Genomic DNA, 17,659 nt, shown 5'->3' with positions numbered 1-17,659 from the left:
CCCGCCCCAGCCAAGGGTACGGGCCCACCAAACGGTCAGCTGGAAAGCTCAGCCGCCCAGGATCTCGCGGGCGAGCTTGGCCGTCTCGGTCGGGGTCTTGCCGACCTTGACGCCCGCGGCCTCCAGGGCCTCCTTCTTGGCCTGCGCCGTGCCGGAGGAGCCGGAGACGATGGCGCCGGCGTGACCCATGGTCTTGCCCTCGGGCGCCGTGAAGCCCGCGACGTAGCCGACGACCGGCTTGGTCACGTTCTCCTTGATGAACGCGGCCGCGCGCTCCTCGGCGTCGCCGCCGATCTCACCGATCATCACGATGAGCTCGGTCTCCGGGTCGTCCTGGAACGCGGCCAGGGCGTCGATGTGGGTGGAGCCGATGATCGGGTCGCCACCGATGCCGACGGCGGTCGAGAAGCCGATGTCACGCAGCTCGTACATCATCTGGTACGTCAGCGTGCCGGACTTCGACACCAGGCCGATGCGGCCCGGCTTGGTGATGTCGCCCGGGATGATGCCGACGTTCGACTGGCCCGGGGTGATGATGCCGGGGCAGTTCGGGCCGATGATGCGGGTCTTGTTGCCCTTCTTGCCGGCGTACGCCCAGAAGGACGCCGTGTCGTGCACGGCGATGCCCTCGGTGATCACGACGGCCAGCGGGATCTCGGCGTCGATGGCCTCGACGACCGCGTCCTTGGTGAACTTCTCCGGCACGAAGATGACGGAGACGTTGGCGCCGGTCTTGTCGATGGCCTCCTTGACGGAGCCGAAGACGGGTACCTCGGTGCCGTCGAAGTCCACGGTCTGACCCGCCTTGCGCGGGTTCACGCCGCCCACGACGTTGGTGCCGTCACCGAGCATGAGCTTGGTGTGCTTCATGCCGGTGGAGCCGGTCATGCCCTGGACGATGACCTTGCTGTCCTTGTTGAGCCAGATAGCCATGGTGTGTTGGTGTCCTCGTCCTGAGTGCTTACTTGGCGGCGGCCAGCTCGGCGGCCTTGTCGGCCGCGCCGTCCATGGTGTCGACGCGCTGCACCAGCGGGTGGTTGGCGTCGGTGAGGATCTGCCGGCCCAGCTCGGCGTTGTTGCCGTCGAGGCGGACGACGAGCGGCTTCTCGACCTTCTCGCCGCGGTCCTCCAGGAGCTTCAGGGCCTGCACGATGCCGTTGGCGACCTCGTCGCAGGCGGTGATGCCACCGAAGACGTTGACGAAGACGGACTTGACGTCCGGGTCGCCCAGGATGATCTCCAGGCCGTTCGCCATGACCTGGGCGGAGGCGCCGCCGCCGATGTCCAGGAAGTTGGCGGGCTTGACGCCACCGTGCTTCTCACCGGCGTACGCGACGACGTCCAGGGTGCTCATGACGAGACCGGCGCCGTTGCCGATGATGCCGACCTCGCCGTCGAGCTTGACGTAGTTGAGGTTCTTCTCCTTGGCGGCGGCCTCGAGCGGGTTGGCCGCGGCCTTGTCGTGGAGTTCCTCGAAGTCGGGGTGGCGGAACTCGGCGTTGTCGTCGAGCGACACCTTGCCGTCGAGGGCGATGACGTCACCGGAGGCGACCTTGGCCAGCGGGTTCACCTCGACGAGGAGGGCGTCCTCCTTGATGAAGGTGTCCCACAGCTTGACGAGGACGTTCGCGACCTTGTCCGCGACCTCGGCCGGGAACTTCGCGGCCGCGACGATCTCGCGGGCCTTGGCCTCGTCCACACCGTCGATCGGGTCGATCGGCGTCTTGGCGACGGCCTCCGGACGGGTGGCCGCCACCTCCTCGATCTCCATGCCGCCCTCGACGGAGGCGATGGAGAGGAAAGTCCGGTTGGCACGGTCGAGGAGGAAGGAGACGTAGTACTCCTCGAGGATCTCCGGAGCGGTCTCGGCGATCATCACCTTGTGGACCGTGTGGCCCTTGATGTCCATGCCGAGGATGTCCGTCGCACGGGCGACGGCCTCGTCCGCGGAGGCGGCCAGCTTGACGCCACCGGCCTTGCCGCGACCACCGACCTTCACCTGCGCCTTGACGACGGACTTGCCGCCCAGACGCTCGGTGATCTCGCGCGCCGCCTCAGGCGTGTCGATGACTTCACCGGCCAGCACCGGTACATCGTGCTTGGCGAAGAGGTCCCTCGCCTGGTACTCGAACAGGTCCACGCGCTTCCGTCCCTATCAGTGATCTCGCGGTTCGTTGGATGCGTGGGCGTGCCGCGAAGGGCAACGTGACGTCCGCTTGTCACAAGGGAGGCGCACACGGTGTCCGAGCGCGCGGCATGTCCGTCTCGCAGGTTATCGCCGCTTGAGGGGGCACCCTAAATCGAGGGTCACACACGAGCGGTGATACCTGTCACATGATGCCTGGTTTTCTGGCACGGCGTGCCGAGAGCGGCTGCCTCGGTGGCGATGTGCGAGGCCTCACCGGGCTGGGGTTGACCCGGTGAGGCCTCTGGGGCGGCCCCGGTGGCGCCGGGGCCGGGGCGGTTGATCCCCACCCCAATGGGGACCACCCGCCCGGGCCCGCGGGGCCCCGGCCGAACGGGCCGACGGCATTCGGCCATCCGGGTCCGGACACCCCGCGGAGCGGTGGGGGCTCTCAGCCCTGTCTGCGACTCAGCCCTGGTACCGGATGCCGTACCCGTCGTGGACGTCCTGGAAGTCCTGCCGGCTGTGCGCGTCCTGCAGGTACGTGGGTACGGCCGCACGGGCGACCCCTTCGGCCCCGCCGACGGCGTGCCCGGCGAGCGAGCCGCCGGCGTCCCGGACGGTGCCGTGGACGTCGCGGGCGAACCCTCCGGCCGACCGGCCGACCGGCACGGCCGCACCGGCGACCCCGGCCGCGAACGGCCCGGCCTCGCCCGCGACACCACGGCCCAGACCGCCGGCACTCCCACCGACACCACCGGCCACCGGCAGCACGGCGTCGGCAACCCGACCGGCGACGGGCCCCACGACGCCGGCGGCGGTCCCGGCCGTCTGGTGCACGGTCCCGGTCGCCTGGTAAGCGGTCCCGGTGGCGGTTCCTGCCGTCTGGTGCGCGGTTCCCATCGCGGTACCGGCCGCCCGGTAGACGGTCCCGGCGGCGGTCCCGGCCGTCTGGTGCACGGTCCCGGTGGCGGTTCCTGCCGTCTGGTGCGCGGTTCCCGTCGCGGTACCGGCCGCCCGGTAGACGGTCCCGGCGGCGGTGTCCGTGGTCTGTGCGGCCGCGGACCTCGTGGTGTCGGTGAGCGGTGCCGTCGCGCCGGTGATCCCGGCCGTGAAGGGCGGCACCTGGGCGGTGACGCCCTCGGCGAAGGCTCCGGTCTGCGTGGTCACACCGTGCGCGAGCGGGGGTACGGCGCCGACGACGCCGCCCGCGAAGGGGCGGACGTCACCCGCCACGCCGTGGCCGAGGGCGCCCGCGTCCGCGACGGCCTGCCCGGCGACCGGCACGACCCCGTGCACGGCACTGGCGGCCACCGGCGGCAGCACCGCGTCCGTGGCATCCCGTCCGGCCTGTCCGACCGGCCCACCGGCGTACGCCGTCGCATCCGCGCCCACCGGCCAGGCATCTCCGACGGCGCCCGTGGCGACCCCCTGCACCCCGTGGACGGCGCCCGCGACGGTGCCGTACCCGCCCGACACCGCGTGCCCGGCCGTGGCCCGGACGCCGCTCACGGCCTGGCCCGCGAGCGGCACGGCGCCGTTCACCGCAGCGGCGGCCACCGGCGGCACAGCAGAGGCGGTCGTCCCGTCCACCACCGGGGTGACCGCGCCCGGCACGGCCCGGACCGTGCCGACGACGCGCTGCTCTGCACCGGTGGCCGTGCCGGTGACCTGGGCGGGCACGCCGGCGACGGAGGCCCCGGCCGCGCCGGCCGCCCCGGTGGCCGTGCCTCGCACGGCGCTCGCGGCACCGGCGGTCCGGCCCTGCGCCGCGGCGACGGTCTGCTGCGCCGTCGTCCGTACGACGCCCTCGACACCCCGCGCCTTCAGGCGCGCGGCCGCCTGGGTGGCCTGGAACTTGCTCTGGGCGGCGGCCAGGGCCTCCTCCACCTCGGGAGCGAAAGAGGCGAGCGGGCCGAAGAGGTAGTCGATCTCGCTCTCGGGAGTGACATGGGCAACGGCCCGGGACGCACTCGAGACGCCGTGCGCAGCCGTGCGGGCGGCATGGGCCACGTCGCCGCCGAGGTGCGTGCCGCCGACGTGCGCACTGTCGACGTGTGTGCCGTCGGCCCGGACGTGCGCCCGCGCCTCGCGGGCGGCATGCGCGCCCCGGAAGGCCTCGGCGCCGCGGATCCTCGCGGCGGCCGGGACCTTGGTGTCGACGTGGCGGCGGGCCTGGTCGACGCTGCCGGAACCGATGCCGGTTGTCGCGGTCAAGGTGGCCGAGCCGGTCGAGCCGGCCGTACCGGTCAGACCGGAGACGGTGTCGGTGACTGTGTTGCTGACGGTGTTCTGGACGCCGGAGACGGTGTCGTGGACGCCGGAGAGGACGCCGTCGACCGTTCCGGCGACGGAGTCGGTGGTGCCGTCGGCCGCGGTGCCCGCGTCCGGCACGGTGACGGAGCCGGCGGACAGCTCGTCGGCGCTGGCGACGGCCGAGCCGAGCGCCCAGGCACCGGTGACACCGGCGGCGATCACGATCGAACGACGGATGTTCTTGTTCATTGCGTGCGTCAAGTCCTTCGGAAACGGCTGGGAACGTCTGGAATCGGCTGTGGGTGCCGTCCGGAGCCCGCTGAACGCCGCTCGCGATGAACGCTTCGACGGCCGGCAGCGCTGATCGCTGGAAGAGTCCGGACGGACGGGGCAGACCTGTTCCGCCCCGCGCGACAGATCCGCGGCGGGGAGGTCGGCCCTGCTGCCTAGCCGGGGAAGACGGGGATGTCCCGGTGCCGTTCCCGGGTGCGGGGCGCATCGACGCGCGCGGCGGCGCCGGGCGCGAGCCGCAGGGGCGCCCGGTCGTCGGGGGTGACGGCGTGCGCGTCACCGTGGCGGGACGCACTGCCGTCGGCGGCCTGCTTGCCGAGCACGCCGTCGGAGTCTCCACTGGGCGCGGGCCGGCCGGGGACACCGAGGGCGACGGCGCCGTGGCGCGCGAAGGTGTGCACCGCCGGCCACGGGACGGGGGCGGCCTCAGGGCCGGACACGGCGACCGGCGCCGGTGCGGCGACGGCGGTACGGCCCTGTTCGCGAGGGTGCCGCTGCTTCTGCCGTTCCACCGGAGCGGGCGCCGCCGTACCGCTGTGCCGCTGCGGGCCGGGCGCCGTGGACTTCGGCTCCGGCGTCAGCCGGCCGGGCATGTCCGTGACGTGGGTGACGTCGGGCAGGGACAGGGAGGGCGCCGAGGTCCGGGGCTCGTCGGCCACGGCCTGGGCGGCCGCGGTCACAACGGTCCGGGAAACGGTGTCGAGCACGTCGCGCACGGGAGTGACGGCCTGTTCGCCTGCGGTGTGGACCTGTCCGGCCACCCGCTCGGTCGCCGTACGGACCGCCTGTACGGCCCGTACCGCGTGCTCTTCCTGCCCGGCGGCCCCCACGGACCGCACCGAAGTCGCCCGCGCCGGCACCAGGGTCCCGTCGGCCGCGTGTGCCTGCTCGCCGCAGAGGAAACCCAGCGCGAACAGTCCGCCCACCAGCAGCACCAGTTGGAGCGCACGCCGCCCGGCCGCCGTACGCAGCGCGCGCACGGTGGTACCAAGGAGGGCTGCTGGGAAGGTCAAGGAGCTGGACATCCTCGGCTCGGCACGACACGGGCTCCGCCGATCCTTGCACGGCGCGCCCGAGACCGCGCAAGCCCCCTGTTACCGATGAGTAGTCATGTCCCTTTTCTGGCCTCTTTCGTGTCCGGTTCTCGCCTCTTTCGTGTCCGGCGTCACACGGTGTCCGGTATCGGCAGCGGCCGCTTCTCCAGCGCGGCGGCCATGACGTCGGGGAACAGATCGGGCGTGCAGGCGAAGGCCGGTGCGCCGAGGGCGGCGAGCGCCGCCGCGTGCTCCCGGTCGTAGGCGGGCGCGCCCTCGTCCGACAGCGCGAGCAGCGCCACGAACTGCACCCCGGACGTCTTCATCGCCGCCACCCGCTTGAGCATCTCGTCGCGGATGCCGCCCTCGTAGAGGTCGCTGATCAGCACGACGACGGTCTCGGCGGGCCGGCTGATCCGCGACTGGCAGTAGGCCAGCGCCCGGTTGATGTCCGTGCCGCCGCCGAGCTGGGTGCCGAAGAGGACGTCGACCGGGTCGTCCAGCTGGTCGGTGAGGTCGACCACCGCCGTGTCGAAGACGACCAGCCGGGTGCCGATCGACCGCATGGAGGCGAGGACCGCGCCGAACACGGACGCGTAGACGACGGACGCGGCCATCGACCCGGACTGGTCGATACAGAGGATGACCTCCTTCCTCACGGACCGGGCGGCCCGCCCGTATCCGACGAGCCGTTCGGGCACGACCGTGCGGTACTCGGGCAGGTAGTGCTTGAGGTTGGCCGCGATGGTGCGGTTCCAGTCGATGTCGTGGTGGCGCGGGCGGCTGATCCGCGCGCTGCGGTCGAGGGCGCCGGTGAGGGTGGCCCGCGTACGGTTCGCGAGCCGCTTCTCCAGGTCCTCGACGACCTTGCGCACGACCGCGCGTGCCGTCTCCTTCGTCGTCTCCGGCATCGCCTTGTTCAGCGAGAGCAGCGTGCCGACCAGATGCACGTCCGCCTCCACCGCTTCCAGCATCTCCGGCTCCAGCAGCAGGGAGGCGAGGCCGAGCCGGTCGATGGCGTCGCGCTGCATGACCTGGACGACGGAGGAGGGGAAGTAGGTGCGGATGTCCCCGAGCCAGCGCGCCACGGACGGCGCCGAGGCCCCGAGCCCCGCTGAACGGTCCCGTCCCGCCTGCGGCTTGTCCCCCTTGCCGTAGAGCGCGGCGAGCGTGCCGTCCATCGCAGCGTCCCGGCCGGAGAGCGCGCATCCGGTGCCGTCGGCCTGATCCCCACCGAGCACCAGCCGCCACCGCCGCAACCGCTCCCGCGCCGGCTCCCCGGCCTCCAACGACACCGATTCGCTCGTCATGCACCCACCCCCGCAAGGCTGTTGTCCTCGGCCGTGCCACGCCCACTCGTGCCACACCCGCTCATGTCACACCGGGTCGTGCCGCACGCGGTCCTGTGGCATCGGATCGTCGGGCACGCGGTCGTGGGGCACGCGGTCGTGGGACACCCTGCTCGCTCGGCGGCATTCGGCCGGGCCGTCCCCGCCTCGACTCTCCCCTTCTCGTGAATCCCCGTCTCGTGAATCCCCGTCTCGTGGATCCCCGTCCCGAAAATCCCCGTCTCGGACATCTCCCGCGCAGTCGGCTCGCGCCCGGTCGAGCCCGGCCGGTCGGGGGCGCACTCGGCCGACGACCGCCGAGCCGTTTCCCGCTCGGTCGCGTCGCGCTCGGCTGTTTCCCGCGCGGCCGCTCTGCGCTGGGCCGCGTCACGGTCGGTCGGGTCGGCCAGGCCGAGCAGCAGCCGCAGCACCGGCAGCACGGCGTCGGAGCGCTCGGTGTCCGGTTCGGCGGCGAAGCCGGGGGTCATGGCCCGCTGGGCCGCCCGGCCGGCCTTCCGCTCTCCCGGGCCGCGCCTGACCAGTTCGCCGAGCGTTCTGCGCACCCCGGGCTCATACGCCGCGAACGTGCGGCGCAGCAGCGGCAGTACGTCCGTGAACGCCTCCGCCGAGACCCCGGTCAGCCAGCTGTCCACCAGACCGAGCAACCGCTCGTCGTGCACCAGCAGCAGTCCGCCCGTGCCGCCGACGAAGCCCTCGATCCAGGCGGCGGCGTCGGCGGGCGGAGTCCCCGGCGACAGCGCGAGCCCCATCAGCCGCGCCGCCTCGTCGGGCCCCACTTCACCGTCGTCCAACAGCAACCGCACCGCCCGCCCCCGCAGCACACCGGGCACGCTGTCACGCGACGACAAGGCCCGCAGCACCGCTCGCCAGCGGTCACGCAGATCACCGCGTCCGGCATGGGCGACGGCACCGCCGCCCGCCCCGCCCCCGGCGCACCCTCCAGCACCCGGACCGGCACCCGCGTTGGGATCGCCGGCCGCGCCGGCCCCCGCAGCAGGACGGCCAGGATCACCGGCTCCGGCACCGGCGTGCGCGCCCGCTCCCGGACCCGCGCTGCCACCCGCCCCGGCACCCGCCGCCGCCAGCGTCTCCGTCAGCAGACTCACCGCCGTGTGCACGGCGTCCACATGGGCGCGCATCTCAGCCGCCGCATCCGTGTCGAGCGCGGTGCACGCCGGGGGCAGGCCGACGAAGATGCGTTCGGCGAGGCCCGCGGCGACGCCGGCCAGCGCGCCGGTGTCGGTGCCACGCACGTCGCCGTAGCGCAGGGAGCGGACCAGGGCGGGCAGGGCCTGGGCGAGATGGCCCACGTCGGCGTCAAGCGCGGCCCGGTCGGCGAGGACGCGCATGACGACGGGCAGCGCATCCGGCAGCCCGGCGAGCAGGCACTGCTCGGCGAGCGCGGTGACGTCGGCGAGGGTGCCCGCGGCCGTCGCGTCCGCCTCGGCCCTGGCCTGCGCCGCGCCCAGTACGGTCGTCCCCCACACGCCCGCCTCGGCGACCCGCACCGACAACTCCGGCTCCCACCTCAGCCGCCACGTCTCCCGGAACGTGCCCGTGCTCCCCCGTGACCGCGCGGGCTCGCCCCAGCCGACGCCGAGCAGCCGGAGCCGGTGCAGCAGCCTGCTGCGGCCCGCGTCGGTGTCACCCCGCAGGTCCAGCTCCAGTTCGCGCTCCAGCGCCTCGGGTTTCAGCCGCAGCGACCGCTGTTGCCGGGCCAGGTCGCGCTGCAGCGGCACCGCGGGCGCCGACTCCGGGACCTCGCCGAGGGCGTCCCCGACCACCAGCCGGTCGTGCACCAGCGCCAGCGGCACGTCCGAGCCGTCCCCCATCACCGCGCGCACCGCGTCGGTGGTCTCGCCCAGCCCCGGCAGCGGGCGCCCGCGCAGTGCCGCCAGGGTCTCGGCGAGCCGGACGGCCTCGATGACATGGGCGGAGGAGACGATCCTGTCCTCCTCGCGCAGCAGCCGTGCCACCTTGGTCAGCCATCGCTCGACCGGGCGGTCGGGGGCGTGGAACAGATGGCCGTACCAGCCCGGCGAGTCGATGCCCGCGCCGTACCCGCTGGACCGGGCGAGTCGGCGGTGGGTCCAGGGCACCCAGGTCAGGTCCGTTTTGACCTTGGGCAGCCCCTTCAGCAGGGATCGGTCGGCGGTGACCGTGGTCTTCTCGCGCAGCGCGGGCACATGCCAGGCCCCGCAGACCACGGCCACCCCGTCGCCGAACTCCTTGCGCGCGGTGCGCAGCCGGAGTCGCATGTGCGCCTCGCGGACCAGGTCCCGGGAGTGCCCGCCGGCGCCGTACCGCTCGCGGAGTGCCCCCATCGCCTCCTCCAGCGCGGCGAAGGGCGCGAACGGGTCCCGCTCCCCCGGTCCCCGGTGCTCGACCACGTCCTCCCACCAGCGTTCGGGGTCGTCGTATCCGGCGGTCTCGGCAAGCACGGCGAGCGGGTCGACCCGGACCTGCTCGCCACTGCCCCGGCCGTCATCGGCGTCCGGGCCGGCGCCGGGCCGGGTGGACGGGCCGGGTCCGGGAAGAGCTTCCCCCTTCTTCTCCTTCTCCTCCCACGCGAGCGTGTGCGCGGCCGGCAGATCGATGAAGTGGGCCGGGACGCCGTGTTCCAGGGCCCAGCGGATCGCCACCCATTCGGGGCTGAACTCGGCGAACGGCCAGAACGCCGAGCGGCCTGGCTCGTCCACGGCATGGGCGAGCAGGGCGACCGGGGGCCGTAGGTCCGGGTCGGCGGCCAGCGGGATCAGCGTGTCGGCCTCGGGCGGGCCCTCGATCAGGACGGCGGCGGGCCGGGCGGCGTCCAGGGCGGTGCGCACCGCGCGGGCGGAGCCGGGGCCGTGGTGCCGCACTCCCAGCAGGAGCGGTCCGCAGCCGTGGGTCTTGGGCCAGCGGCTGTCGTCGTCGGTCATGCGCTTACCTCCCGGCACGCGCGGTAGAACTCCGTCCAGCCCTCGCGCTCGCGGACGACCGTCTCCAGGTACTCCTGCCAGACGACGCGGTCGGCCGCCGGATCGCGTACGACGGCGCCGAGGATGCCGGCGGCGACATCGCCCGGGCGCAGCACGCCGTCGCCGAAGTGGGCGGACAGAGCGAGGCCGTTGGTGACGACCGAGATCGCCTCCGCCGTGGACAGCGTGCCGCTGGGCGACTTCAGCTTGGTGCGGCCGTCGGCGGTGATGCCGTCGCGCAGCTCGCGGAAGACGGTCACGACCCGGCGGATCTCCTCGATGCCGTCGGGCGCGGCCGGCAGGTCGAGGGAGCGGCCGATCTGCTCGACCCGGCGGGTGACGATGTCGACCTCGGCGTCGGCGCTCTCCGGCAGCGGCAGTACCACGGTGTTGAAGCGGCGGCGCAGCGCGCTGGAGAGGTCGTTGACCCCTCTGTCCCGGTCGTTGGCGGTGGCGATGAGGTTGAACCCGCGGACCGCCTGGACCTCCTGGCCCAACTCGGGGATGGGCAGGGTCTTCTCGGACAGGATGGTGATCAGCGTGTCCTGCACGTCGGCCGGGATACGGGTCAGCTCCTCCACGCGCGCCGTCATGCCCTCGGCCATGGCGCGCATGACGGGGCTGGGCACGAGGGCGTCGCGGCTCGGTCCGTGCGCGAGCAGCTGCGCGTAGTTCCAGCCGTACCGGATCGCTTCCTCCGGGGTGCCTGCCGTGCCCTGCACGAGCAGGGTGGAGTCACCGCTGACGGCGGCCGCCAGGTGCTCCGACACCCAGGTCTTGGCGGTGCCGGGCACGCCGAGCAGGAGCAGGGCGCGGTCGGTGGCGAGCGTGGTGACGGCGACCTCGACGATCCGGCGCGGGCCCACGTACTTGGGTGTGATCACCGTGCCGTCCGGCAGGGTGCCGCCGAGCAGGTACGTCGCCACCGCCCACGGCGACAGCTTCCAGCGGGCCGGACGCGGACGGTCGTCCTGCGTGGCGAGTGCGGCGAGTTCGGCGGCGAAGGCGTGCTCGGCGTGCGGTCGGAGCGCCTGTGCGCTCTCGGACGCGCCCTCGCCGTCGGTCGGTTCGGCGGTCGTCGGTCGCACGGACGCGGACATGGCTGACATGGCTGAGGCCCCCTCCAGCTCGGCCGGTTCGGATCTGGCATCCACCGTGCACCACGCCACTGACAATCGCTCTGACCTGCGCAAACGCCTGCTCCAGACGGATTGTCAGTGGCGGGACCTACCGTCGGAGGCATGACTGAGCAGGGGGTGCGCTGGACCGCGGAGCAGGTGCTGTCGCTGGCGCCTGACATCGCGTCACGCAAAGCGGGAGGCAAGCTCGGCACGGCCGGTCCGTGGTCCGAGGCGGGGAGCGGAGAGGGGACGGTGTGGGGGCTGTGCAAGGGCAGCGGCAGCAGGCCGTACCAGACGGTGGTCGATCTCGCGGACGCGGCCGGACCGGCGTACACGTGCAGTTGCCCGAGCCGTAAGTTCCCGTGCAAGCACGCGCTCGGACTGCTGCTGCTGTGGGCGGGTGACGACGGCTCGGTGCCGGCGTCCGCAGAGCCGCCGGACTGGGCCGGGCAGTGGCTCTCGGGCAGACGCAGGCGCGCCGAGAGCAAGCAGGGCCCGAGCGAGGGGGGTTCCGGGAGCGGGTCCGCCGATCCGGAGGCGGCTCGGCGGCGGGCCGACCGCCGGGCCGCGCGGGTCACCGCGGGTGCGACGGAGCTGGAGCAGCGCCTCGCGGACCTGCTGCGCGGCGGCCTGGCCGCGGCCGAACAGGCGGGGTACGGCCTGTGGGACGAGACGGCGGCCCGCATGGTCGACGCCCAGGCACCCGGACTTGCCGCGCGTGTACGGGAGTTGGGGGCGATCCCGGCATCGGGCGCGGGCTGGCCGGCCCGGCTGCTGGAGGAGTGTGCGCTGCTGCACCTGCTCGACCAGGGCTGGCTGCGCCGCGACCGCCTGCCGGACGCCCTCGCGGCCACGGTCCGCTCCCGGCTGGGTCTGCCCGCCACGGCGGACGGTGCCTCGCTGCGCGACCGCTGGCTGGTCCTCGCCCAGTACGACACGGCCGACCCGAAACTGACGACCCGCCGGATATGGCTGCACGGCGCCGGCTCGGACCGCACCCGCCTGCTGCTGTCCTACGGCGCGGCGGGCCGGGCTCCCGAGCTGTCCCTGCCGGTCGGGCTGGTCCTGGACGCGGAGCTGTCCGCCTATCCAGGGGCAGGCCAGTTCCGGTCCGCCCTGGGCGAGCGGTTCGCCCCTCCCGCACCGGCCGCGTTCCGCCCGCCGGGCACGAGCACGGCCGAGGCGGCGGCCCGGTACGGCGAGGCGCTGCGCGACGACCCCTGGCTGGAGTCGGTCCCGGTGACGCTGGGCGGGGTGATACCGGTCCTGGACGGCGACGAGTGGCAGCTGGCCGACGCCGACACGGACTCCGCTCTGCCGCTGACCCGGGCCGCCCGCTCCCGCCCCGGCCTGTGGCGGCTGGTCGCCCTGTCCGGCGGCGCCCCGGTCACGGTCTTCGGCGAGTGCGGCCACCGCGGCTTCACCCCGCTCACGGCCTGGCCGGACGGCGCGGGCGAGCCGGTGCCACTGTGCTGACCGGCCTGCCGGAAGGCAGAACGCACCGGCACCCCTCGGACACTCGCAGGGAAGGGAACGCGATGAACGGGACGACGACTCCGGCCGACGTGGACGGCGGGGCCCCGGCCGGCTCCTGGGAAGACCTGGTCACCACCGCTCTGCTCGGCACCGACCGGCGCCCCGCGGCGTACGCCGGGTCCGGCCGGGAGGCACCCCTGGCGCTGCTCGACGAGGCCGCCGTGGCGACCGTACGGCGGCGGGCCGGGCTACGGCCCGCGCGCTCGGCACGCCGGCCGGACCCGGCGCCCGAGGATCCCCGTCCGGCCCTGCCCGCCGCGGCGGCCCGCAGGCTCACCACGTTGCTGGCCGACCGTTCCGGCGGCGGAAGCGGTGGCCGCCGGGGCAGCTCACCGGACCTCATGGAACTGCTCCCGCAGTGGCTGGCGGCGGCCAACGCGCACGGGTACGCGGCACCCCCGCAGACGCTTCCCGCCCTGCTGGACGCGGCCCGCGGCCGTACGGACCTGCGTCCGGCGGCGCTGGCGTTCGCGGGACCGCGGGCGCTGTGGCTGGCCCGGCTGAACACGGACTGGCGCTTCGCGCTGCGCGCGGCCCCTGGCGGGGGCACCGCGCTTCCCGAGCCCGGCGACAGCGAGGCCGTGCGCAGGCTGTGGCAGGAGGGGCTGTTCGCCGAGCGGGTGGCCCTGCTGGGCGCATTGCGCGCCGGTACGCCCGCGCTCGCGCGCGAGCTGCTCGCGTCGACCTGGCCGACGGAGCGGGCGGAGGACCGGCTGATGTTCCTCGACTCGTTGCGCACGGGCCTGTCCGCCGCGGACGAGCCCTTCCTGGAGCAGGCGTTGGGCGACCGCAGCCGCAATGTGCGGGCGACGGCGGCGGAACTGCTGTCGGCGCTGCCCGCTTCGGCGCTCGCCGCGCGCATGGCCGTACGGGCCGCGGCCTGTGTGGCCCTCGACCGCACGGGGAACGGACCGGCGATCGCGGTGGAGGCGCCGCTCGAGTGCGACTCCGGCATGGAGCGCGATGGTGTGGTGGCCACACCTCCCACAGGGAGAGGGGAACGCTCATGGTGGCTGGGGCAGTTGGTGGAGGCAGCGCCGCTGGGCACGTGGCCGGGACGGCTCGGCGGCCGGACGGCGCAGGAGATCGTGGCGCTGCCGGTGTCGGACGGCTGGCAGGGCGAGCTGCACGCGGCCTGGTGCCGGGCGGCGGTGCGGCAGCGGGACGCCGAGTGGTCGAGGGCGCTGCTCGGCTCGCCGTCGGCGCCGGAGGCCGGCGGGCCCGGCGCGGTGTCGCTGGCGGAACGCGCGAAGCTGCTGGCCTCCCTGGGCCCGGCGGAACGGGCGGCGTGGGTGGCCGGGTTCATCGCCACGCACGGGCTGTCGGAGGCGTTCCAGCTGCTCGGGGTGTGTGCGGTGCCCTGGGCCGCGCCGCTGGGCCGGGCTGTCGTGGACGCGCTCAACATCGCGCGGGACGCGGGCAGTTACCCCTGGAGCTTCAGCGGGGTGATGGGGCTGGCCGAGCGCTGCCTGGACCCCGCGGAGGCCACCCGGCTCGAGGCGCTGCTGGCGATACCGGACGAACGGGAGGACGCCGCGCCGGGGGCCGGAGGCTACTGGGCGGAGGCGTTCCAGCGGCTGGTGACCACGTTGCGGCTGCGGGCGGAGATGACCGCGGAACTCGCCCCGGACCGGCCCCCGCTCTCCGGCCGCACCGAGCCGTCGGCCCGACCGCCGGAAGCAGCCGCCCAACCGCCGGAGGCAGCCGCTCAGCCACTGGAGGCAGCCGCTCAGCCGCCGGACGCGGCCGCCTGACGGACGTTCTCCCGCACCCACTCCACGATCGACGCGGTCGTCGCGCCCGGTGTGAAGATCGCCGCGACGCCCTTCTCCCTGAGCGGCGGGATGTCCTCCTCCGGGATGATGCCGCCGCCGAAGACGAGGATGTCCTCGGCGTCGCGCTCCTTGAGCAGGTCGATCACCGCGGCGAACAGCGTGTTGTGCGCGCCGGAGAGGATGGACAGGCCGATCGCGTCGGCGTCCTCCTGGATGGCGGTGTCCACGATCTGCTCCGGCGTCTGGTGGAGCCCGGTGTAGATGACCTCCATACCGGCGTCGCGCAGGGCCCGCGCGATGACCTTGGCCCCTCGATCGTGGCCGTCGAGCCCCGGCTTGGCGACCACCACGCGGATCGGACCGGCTGCCACACCCATCACTGCCTCCATCAAACGACCACGGAAGCGATCGCTTCCGTCCGTAACGACAAGTACCGCACTTTTGGCGCGTTCCGCCACCCGTCGCGAAGTGAACGAACGTTATCTCCAGCATCCCGCAACCGGCAGTTTTACGGTGCGCAGCGAGGGGGAAATCACATGGTGGGACATGAGGGCACACGGGGGATCGAGCCGTCCTCCGGCGTGCCGACAGGAGGTCGGCCCATGAAGGTCACCGGAGTACTGCCGCTCTTTCTCCCGTTCTGCCGGCGCCTGTGGCCCGGCAGAATCGCCGGAATCTCCGTGGCACTGCTGAAGGCGACCGCCCTCGAGGCCGCGATCCTGGCCGGCCATCTCCTGCTGTACCCGACCGGCCTCACCCAGGAGCGCCGCTCCCCCGCCCTGCCCGCCGGCGACGGCACCGCCCAGCTGCCGGTTCGGTCCGGCCCGCCGGTGGTGCTGCTGCACGGTTTCATCGACAACCGCTCGGTGTTCCTGCTGCTGCGCCGCAACCTCGCCCAGCACGGCAGGCAGCGCGTCATTTCGCTCAACTACTCCCCGTTGACCTGCGACATCCGCGCCGCAGCCGAGCTGCTCGGCCGGCACCTCGAGGAGATCTGCGAGCGCACCGGCAGCGACCGGGTCGACATCGTGGGGCACAGCCTCGGCGGGCTGATAGCCCGTTATTACGTTCAGTGCCTGGGTGGCGACCTGCGGGTGCGCACCCTCGTCACGCTGGGTACACCGCACTCCGGGACCAGCGCGGCTCCGCTGGCCAACGCCCATCCGATCGTGCGCCAGATGCGGCCCGGTTCGGGGGTCATCGAGGAGCTGACCCGGCCCGCGCCCGGCTGCCGTACCCGGTTCGTCAGCTTCTGGAGCGACCTGGACTCCGTGATGGTGCCGCTGCAGACGGCCTGCCTGGAGCACCCCGACCTCGACGCGCAGAACGTCCGGGTGACCGGCATCGGGCATCTCGCCCTGCCCGTGCACCCCGCCGTCGCGGCCGGGATACGCGAGGCGCTCGACGCCCCGCACCCCGGGGACCGTGTCGCCGGCGACCTGACGGTGGCGTGACATTTCCGACGGCGGAGTGACGCACAGGTGACGAACAGTCACCACACATCGAACGTCAATCGAACTCTCGGCCAAACTCGTGTCCGGCGCCCCCCGAAACGCCGCCGAATGCCCGTTTACGGCGGGCGCGAAACCAGCTGAAGATTGTCGCGCCCAGGTACCGGCGGGTACAGTCGCCGCACTGCTCTGGCAGCCCCTGTTGTCGAGGCGAAAGAGAAGTTGGTGAACGACCGTCACCCGTCGGGGACCATGACCACCCCGGCCCCGGCTTCCGACGCCTCCGCCGCGCACTACGCGCCGTACGGAACGCATGGAGCCCCCTACGGCGACTTCACCACGTACGGCGGCTACGACACCACCGGTTTTCCGGACACCACCGGCTCCTTCTCCACGGACCCGCTCTTCGGCAGCCTGCCCGGGGAGCAGGGCACCGGCGCGTACGACAGCACGCAGTGGCAGACCGGCCAGACCCCGGGCTACGACCCGTACACGGCCCAGCACCACAGCGCCTACGACTCCGGCGTCCACGACTCCGCCTCCTGGACCATCCCCGCCCAGGCGACGGGCAACGACATCAGCGGCCAGTGGGACGCGAGCGCCTGGCTGCAGCCCGACCAGTCGGGTATCGCCGAACCGACCCAGCAGTGGGCGTGGGGCACCCAGACCTTCGAGTCGGGCACGTTCGACGCGACGCAGTGGAACTCCGGTGGCCAGGCCGTGCCGGCGGCGGCCGAGCAGGCTGGCGAACCGTTCGTCCAGCAGACCACCGCCGTCTTCGACCAGGTCGGCGACCCGCAGGCGACCGCGGCCTTCGCGCAGGTGCCGTACCAGCAGGGCCCGTACGAGGACGAGGCGGCGTACGAGGCCACCGCGTTCGGCGAACCCCACACCGGGGACGACGAGTCGAACGAGTCGGAGGCCGCGGACGAACCGTCCGCCGGGCCCGGCCTGCTGGACGACCAGGAAGAGAGCGTGCCGACGACCCGCGCCGGCGCACGCAGCGCCGCGCGCTCCCGCCGTCGTACGACCCCCAAGCGCTCCGCGCTGCTCACCGTCGCCGTGCCCTCGGCCTGTGTGGTGGGCGTCGCCGGCATCGCCGCAGCCTCGGTCGGCGCGTTGAGCGGCAACGGCCAGGACACCTCCGTCTCCGCCTCGGACGCGCACACGGTCAAGGCCTCGGCCGCCAACAGCAAGCTGGACACCCAGCTCAACACCCTGTCCGCCGGCGCTCACGACTTCGCCGACCGGGCGAGCCGGACACAGGAACGGCTCGACCTCAAGAACCAGCAGGAGCTGGAGAAGAAGAAGGCCGCCGCAGCGGCCGCGCTCAAGGAGCGGCTGCGCCCCAAGTTCGTGCTGCCGGTCTTGCAGAAGGGGCTCAGCGCCTACTTCGGGCAGGCCGGGGTGAACTGGATGTCCGTGCACACGGGCATCGACTTCCCCGTCTCGTACGGCACCACGGTGATGGCCGCGACCGACGGCGTCGTCTCCACCAAGTGGAACAGCGCCTACGGCAACATGATGATCGTGACGGCGAAGGACGGCACCGAGACCTGGTACTGCCATCTGTCCAGCTACCGCGTTCCCGCCGGGACGTCCGTCAAGGCCGGCCAGCCGATCGCCTACTCCGGCAACTCCGGCAACTCCACCGGCCCGCACCTGCACTTCGAGGTACGGCCCGCGGGCGGGGCGGCCATAGACCCGCTGCCGTGGCTGCGCAGCCACGGGCTCGACCCGACGTAGAACCCGGGGGCCTGA

At 73.4% G+C, this 17,659-nt stretch carries 12 protein-coding genes; 4 read left to right on the top strand and 8 right to left on the bottom strand.

Annotated elements, in window-relative coordinates; translation table 11 throughout:
• Positions 1-48: 48 nt before the first annotated feature.
• The 7 genes from sucD to ACWDEN_RS19910 all read right to left on the bottom strand — a co-directional run bounded on the left by sucD (position 49) and on the right by ACWDEN_RS19910 (position 11,115).
• Complete coding sequence (gene sucD, locus ACWDEN_RS19940) at positions 49-933, bottom strand: succinate--CoA ligase subunit alpha (RefSeq protein ID WP_450859781.1); 885 nt, start codon at positions 931-933, stop codon at positions 49-51.
• A 28-nt stretch (positions 934-961) separates the two neighbouring features.
• Positions 962-2,140: an ADP-forming succinate--CoA ligase subunit beta gene (sucC, locus tag ACWDEN_RS19935; RefSeq protein WP_055706939.1), complete on the bottom strand. Its 1,179-nt coding sequence runs from the start codon at positions 2,138-2,140 to the stop codon at positions 962-964.
• Positions 2,141-2,593: 453 nt separating this feature from the next.
• Positions 2,594-4,630, bottom strand: coding sequence for a hypothetical protein (locus ACWDEN_RS19930; protein WP_351611161.1), 2,037 nt, complete (start codon positions 4,628-4,630; stop codon positions 2,594-2,596).
• Between the two features lie 197 nt (positions 4,631-4,827).
• Entirely contained in the window at positions 4,828-5,685 is an 858-nt protein-coding gene (locus tag ACWDEN_RS19925) for a hypothetical protein (RefSeq protein WP_450859780.1), read from the bottom strand.
• A gap of 152 nt (positions 5,686-5,837) precedes the next feature.
• Positions 5,838-7,016: a VWA domain-containing protein gene (locus ACWDEN_RS19920; protein ID WP_351611166.1), complete on the bottom strand. Its 1,179-nt coding sequence runs from the start codon at positions 7,014-7,016 to the stop codon at positions 5,838-5,840.
• The gene (locus ACWDEN_RS19915) at positions 7,013-9,976 is read right to left on the bottom strand and encodes a DUF5682 family protein (RefSeq protein ID WP_450859779.1); all 2,964 of its coding nucleotides are present in this window, start codon (positions 9,974-9,976) and stop codon (positions 7,013-7,015) included. Before ACWDEN_RS19915 ends, ACWDEN_RS19920 begins: the two co-directional genes overlap by 4 nt.
• Complete coding sequence (locus tag ACWDEN_RS19910) at positions 9,973-11,115, bottom strand: ATP-binding protein (protein WP_351611171.1); 1,143 nt, start codon at positions 11,113-11,115, stop codon at positions 9,973-9,975. The genes ACWDEN_RS19915 and ACWDEN_RS19910 overlap by 4 nt, the downstream gene beginning before the upstream one ends.
• A 141-nt stretch (positions 11,116-11,256) precedes the next feature.
• On the opposite strand from ACWDEN_RS19910, the gene ACWDEN_RS19905 reads away from it, so the two are divergent.
• Together ACWDEN_RS19905 and ACWDEN_RS19900 are read left to right on the top strand one after the other, a co-directional pair.
• A complete protein-coding gene (locus tag ACWDEN_RS19905) occupies positions 11,257-12,612 on the top strand; it encodes an SWIM zinc finger family protein (RefSeq protein WP_351611173.1) in 1,356 nt (451 codons plus the stop codon).
• A gap of 62 nt (positions 12,613-12,674) precedes the next feature.
• Positions 12,675-14,426 (top strand): DUF5691 domain-containing protein, encoded by a 1,752-nt coding sequence (locus ACWDEN_RS19900; protein WP_450859778.1) that lies wholly within the window; start codon positions 12,675-12,677, stop codon positions 14,424-14,426.
• Here the strand turns inward: ACWDEN_RS19900 and ACWDEN_RS19895 are convergent.
• Entirely contained in the window at positions 14,402-14,824 is a 423-nt protein-coding gene (locus ACWDEN_RS19895) for a cobalamin B12-binding domain-containing protein (protein WP_351618209.1), read from the bottom strand. The genes ACWDEN_RS19900 and ACWDEN_RS19895 overlap by 25 nt on opposite strands.
• A 225-nt stretch (positions 14,825-15,049) precedes the next feature.
• On the opposite strand from ACWDEN_RS19895, the gene ACWDEN_RS19890 reads away from it, so the two are divergent.
• The gene (locus ACWDEN_RS19890) at positions 15,050-15,901 is read left to right on the top strand and encodes an esterase/lipase family protein (RefSeq protein WP_351618207.1); all 852 of its coding nucleotides are present in this window, start codon (positions 15,050-15,052) and stop codon (positions 15,899-15,901) included.
• Between the two features lie 222 nt (positions 15,902-16,123).
• Positions 16,124-17,644 (top strand): M23 family metallopeptidase, encoded by a 1,521-nt coding sequence (locus tag ACWDEN_RS19885; protein WP_351618205.1) that lies wholly within the window; start codon positions 16,124-16,126, stop codon positions 17,642-17,644.
• The last annotated feature ends 15 nt before the right edge of the window (positions 17,645-17,659 follow it).

This window comes from Streptomyces sp. NPDC001153 (assembly GCF_053598315.1).
The sequence above is the reverse complement of the archived record's forward strand: the minus strand, read 5'-3'. Positions and strand labels throughout refer to the sequence as shown.

Bases quoted from the DNA above. Each gene is read 5' to 3' on its own strand.
- sucD (WP_450859781.1), bottom strand. From the start codon at position 933: ATGGCTATCTGGCTCAACAAGGACAGCAAGGTCATCGTCCAGGGCATG.
- ACWDEN_RS19930 (WP_351611161.1), bottom strand. From the start codon at position 4,630: ATGAACAAGAACATCCGTCGTTCGATCGTGATCGCCGCCGGTGTCACC.
- ACWDEN_RS19920 (WP_351611166.1), bottom strand. From the start codon at position 7,016: ATGACGAGCGAATCGGTGTCGTTGGAGGCCGGGGAGCCGGCGCGGGAG.
- ACWDEN_RS19915 (WP_450859779.1), bottom strand. From the start codon at position 9,976: ATGACCGACGACGACAGCCGCTGGCCCAAGACCCACGGCTGCGGACCG.
- ACWDEN_RS19910 (WP_351611171.1), bottom strand. From the start codon at position 11,115: ATGTCCGCGTCCGTGCGACCGACGACCGCCGAACCGACCGACGGCGAG.
- ACWDEN_RS19905 (WP_351611173.1), top strand. From the start codon at position 11,257: ATGACTGAGCAGGGGGTGCGCTGGACCGCGGAGCAGGTGCTGTCGCTG.
- ACWDEN_RS19900 (WP_450859778.1), top strand. From the start codon at position 12,675: ATGAACGGGACGACGACTCCGGCCGACGTGGACGGCGGGGCCCCGGCC.
- ACWDEN_RS19895 (WP_351618209.1), bottom strand. From the start codon at position 14,824: ATGGGTGTGGCAGCCGGTCCGATCCGCGTGGTGGTCGCCAAGCCGGGG.
- ACWDEN_RS19890 (WP_351618207.1), top strand. From the start codon at position 15,050: ATGAAGGTCACCGGAGTACTGCCGCTCTTTCTCCCGTTCTGCCGGCGC.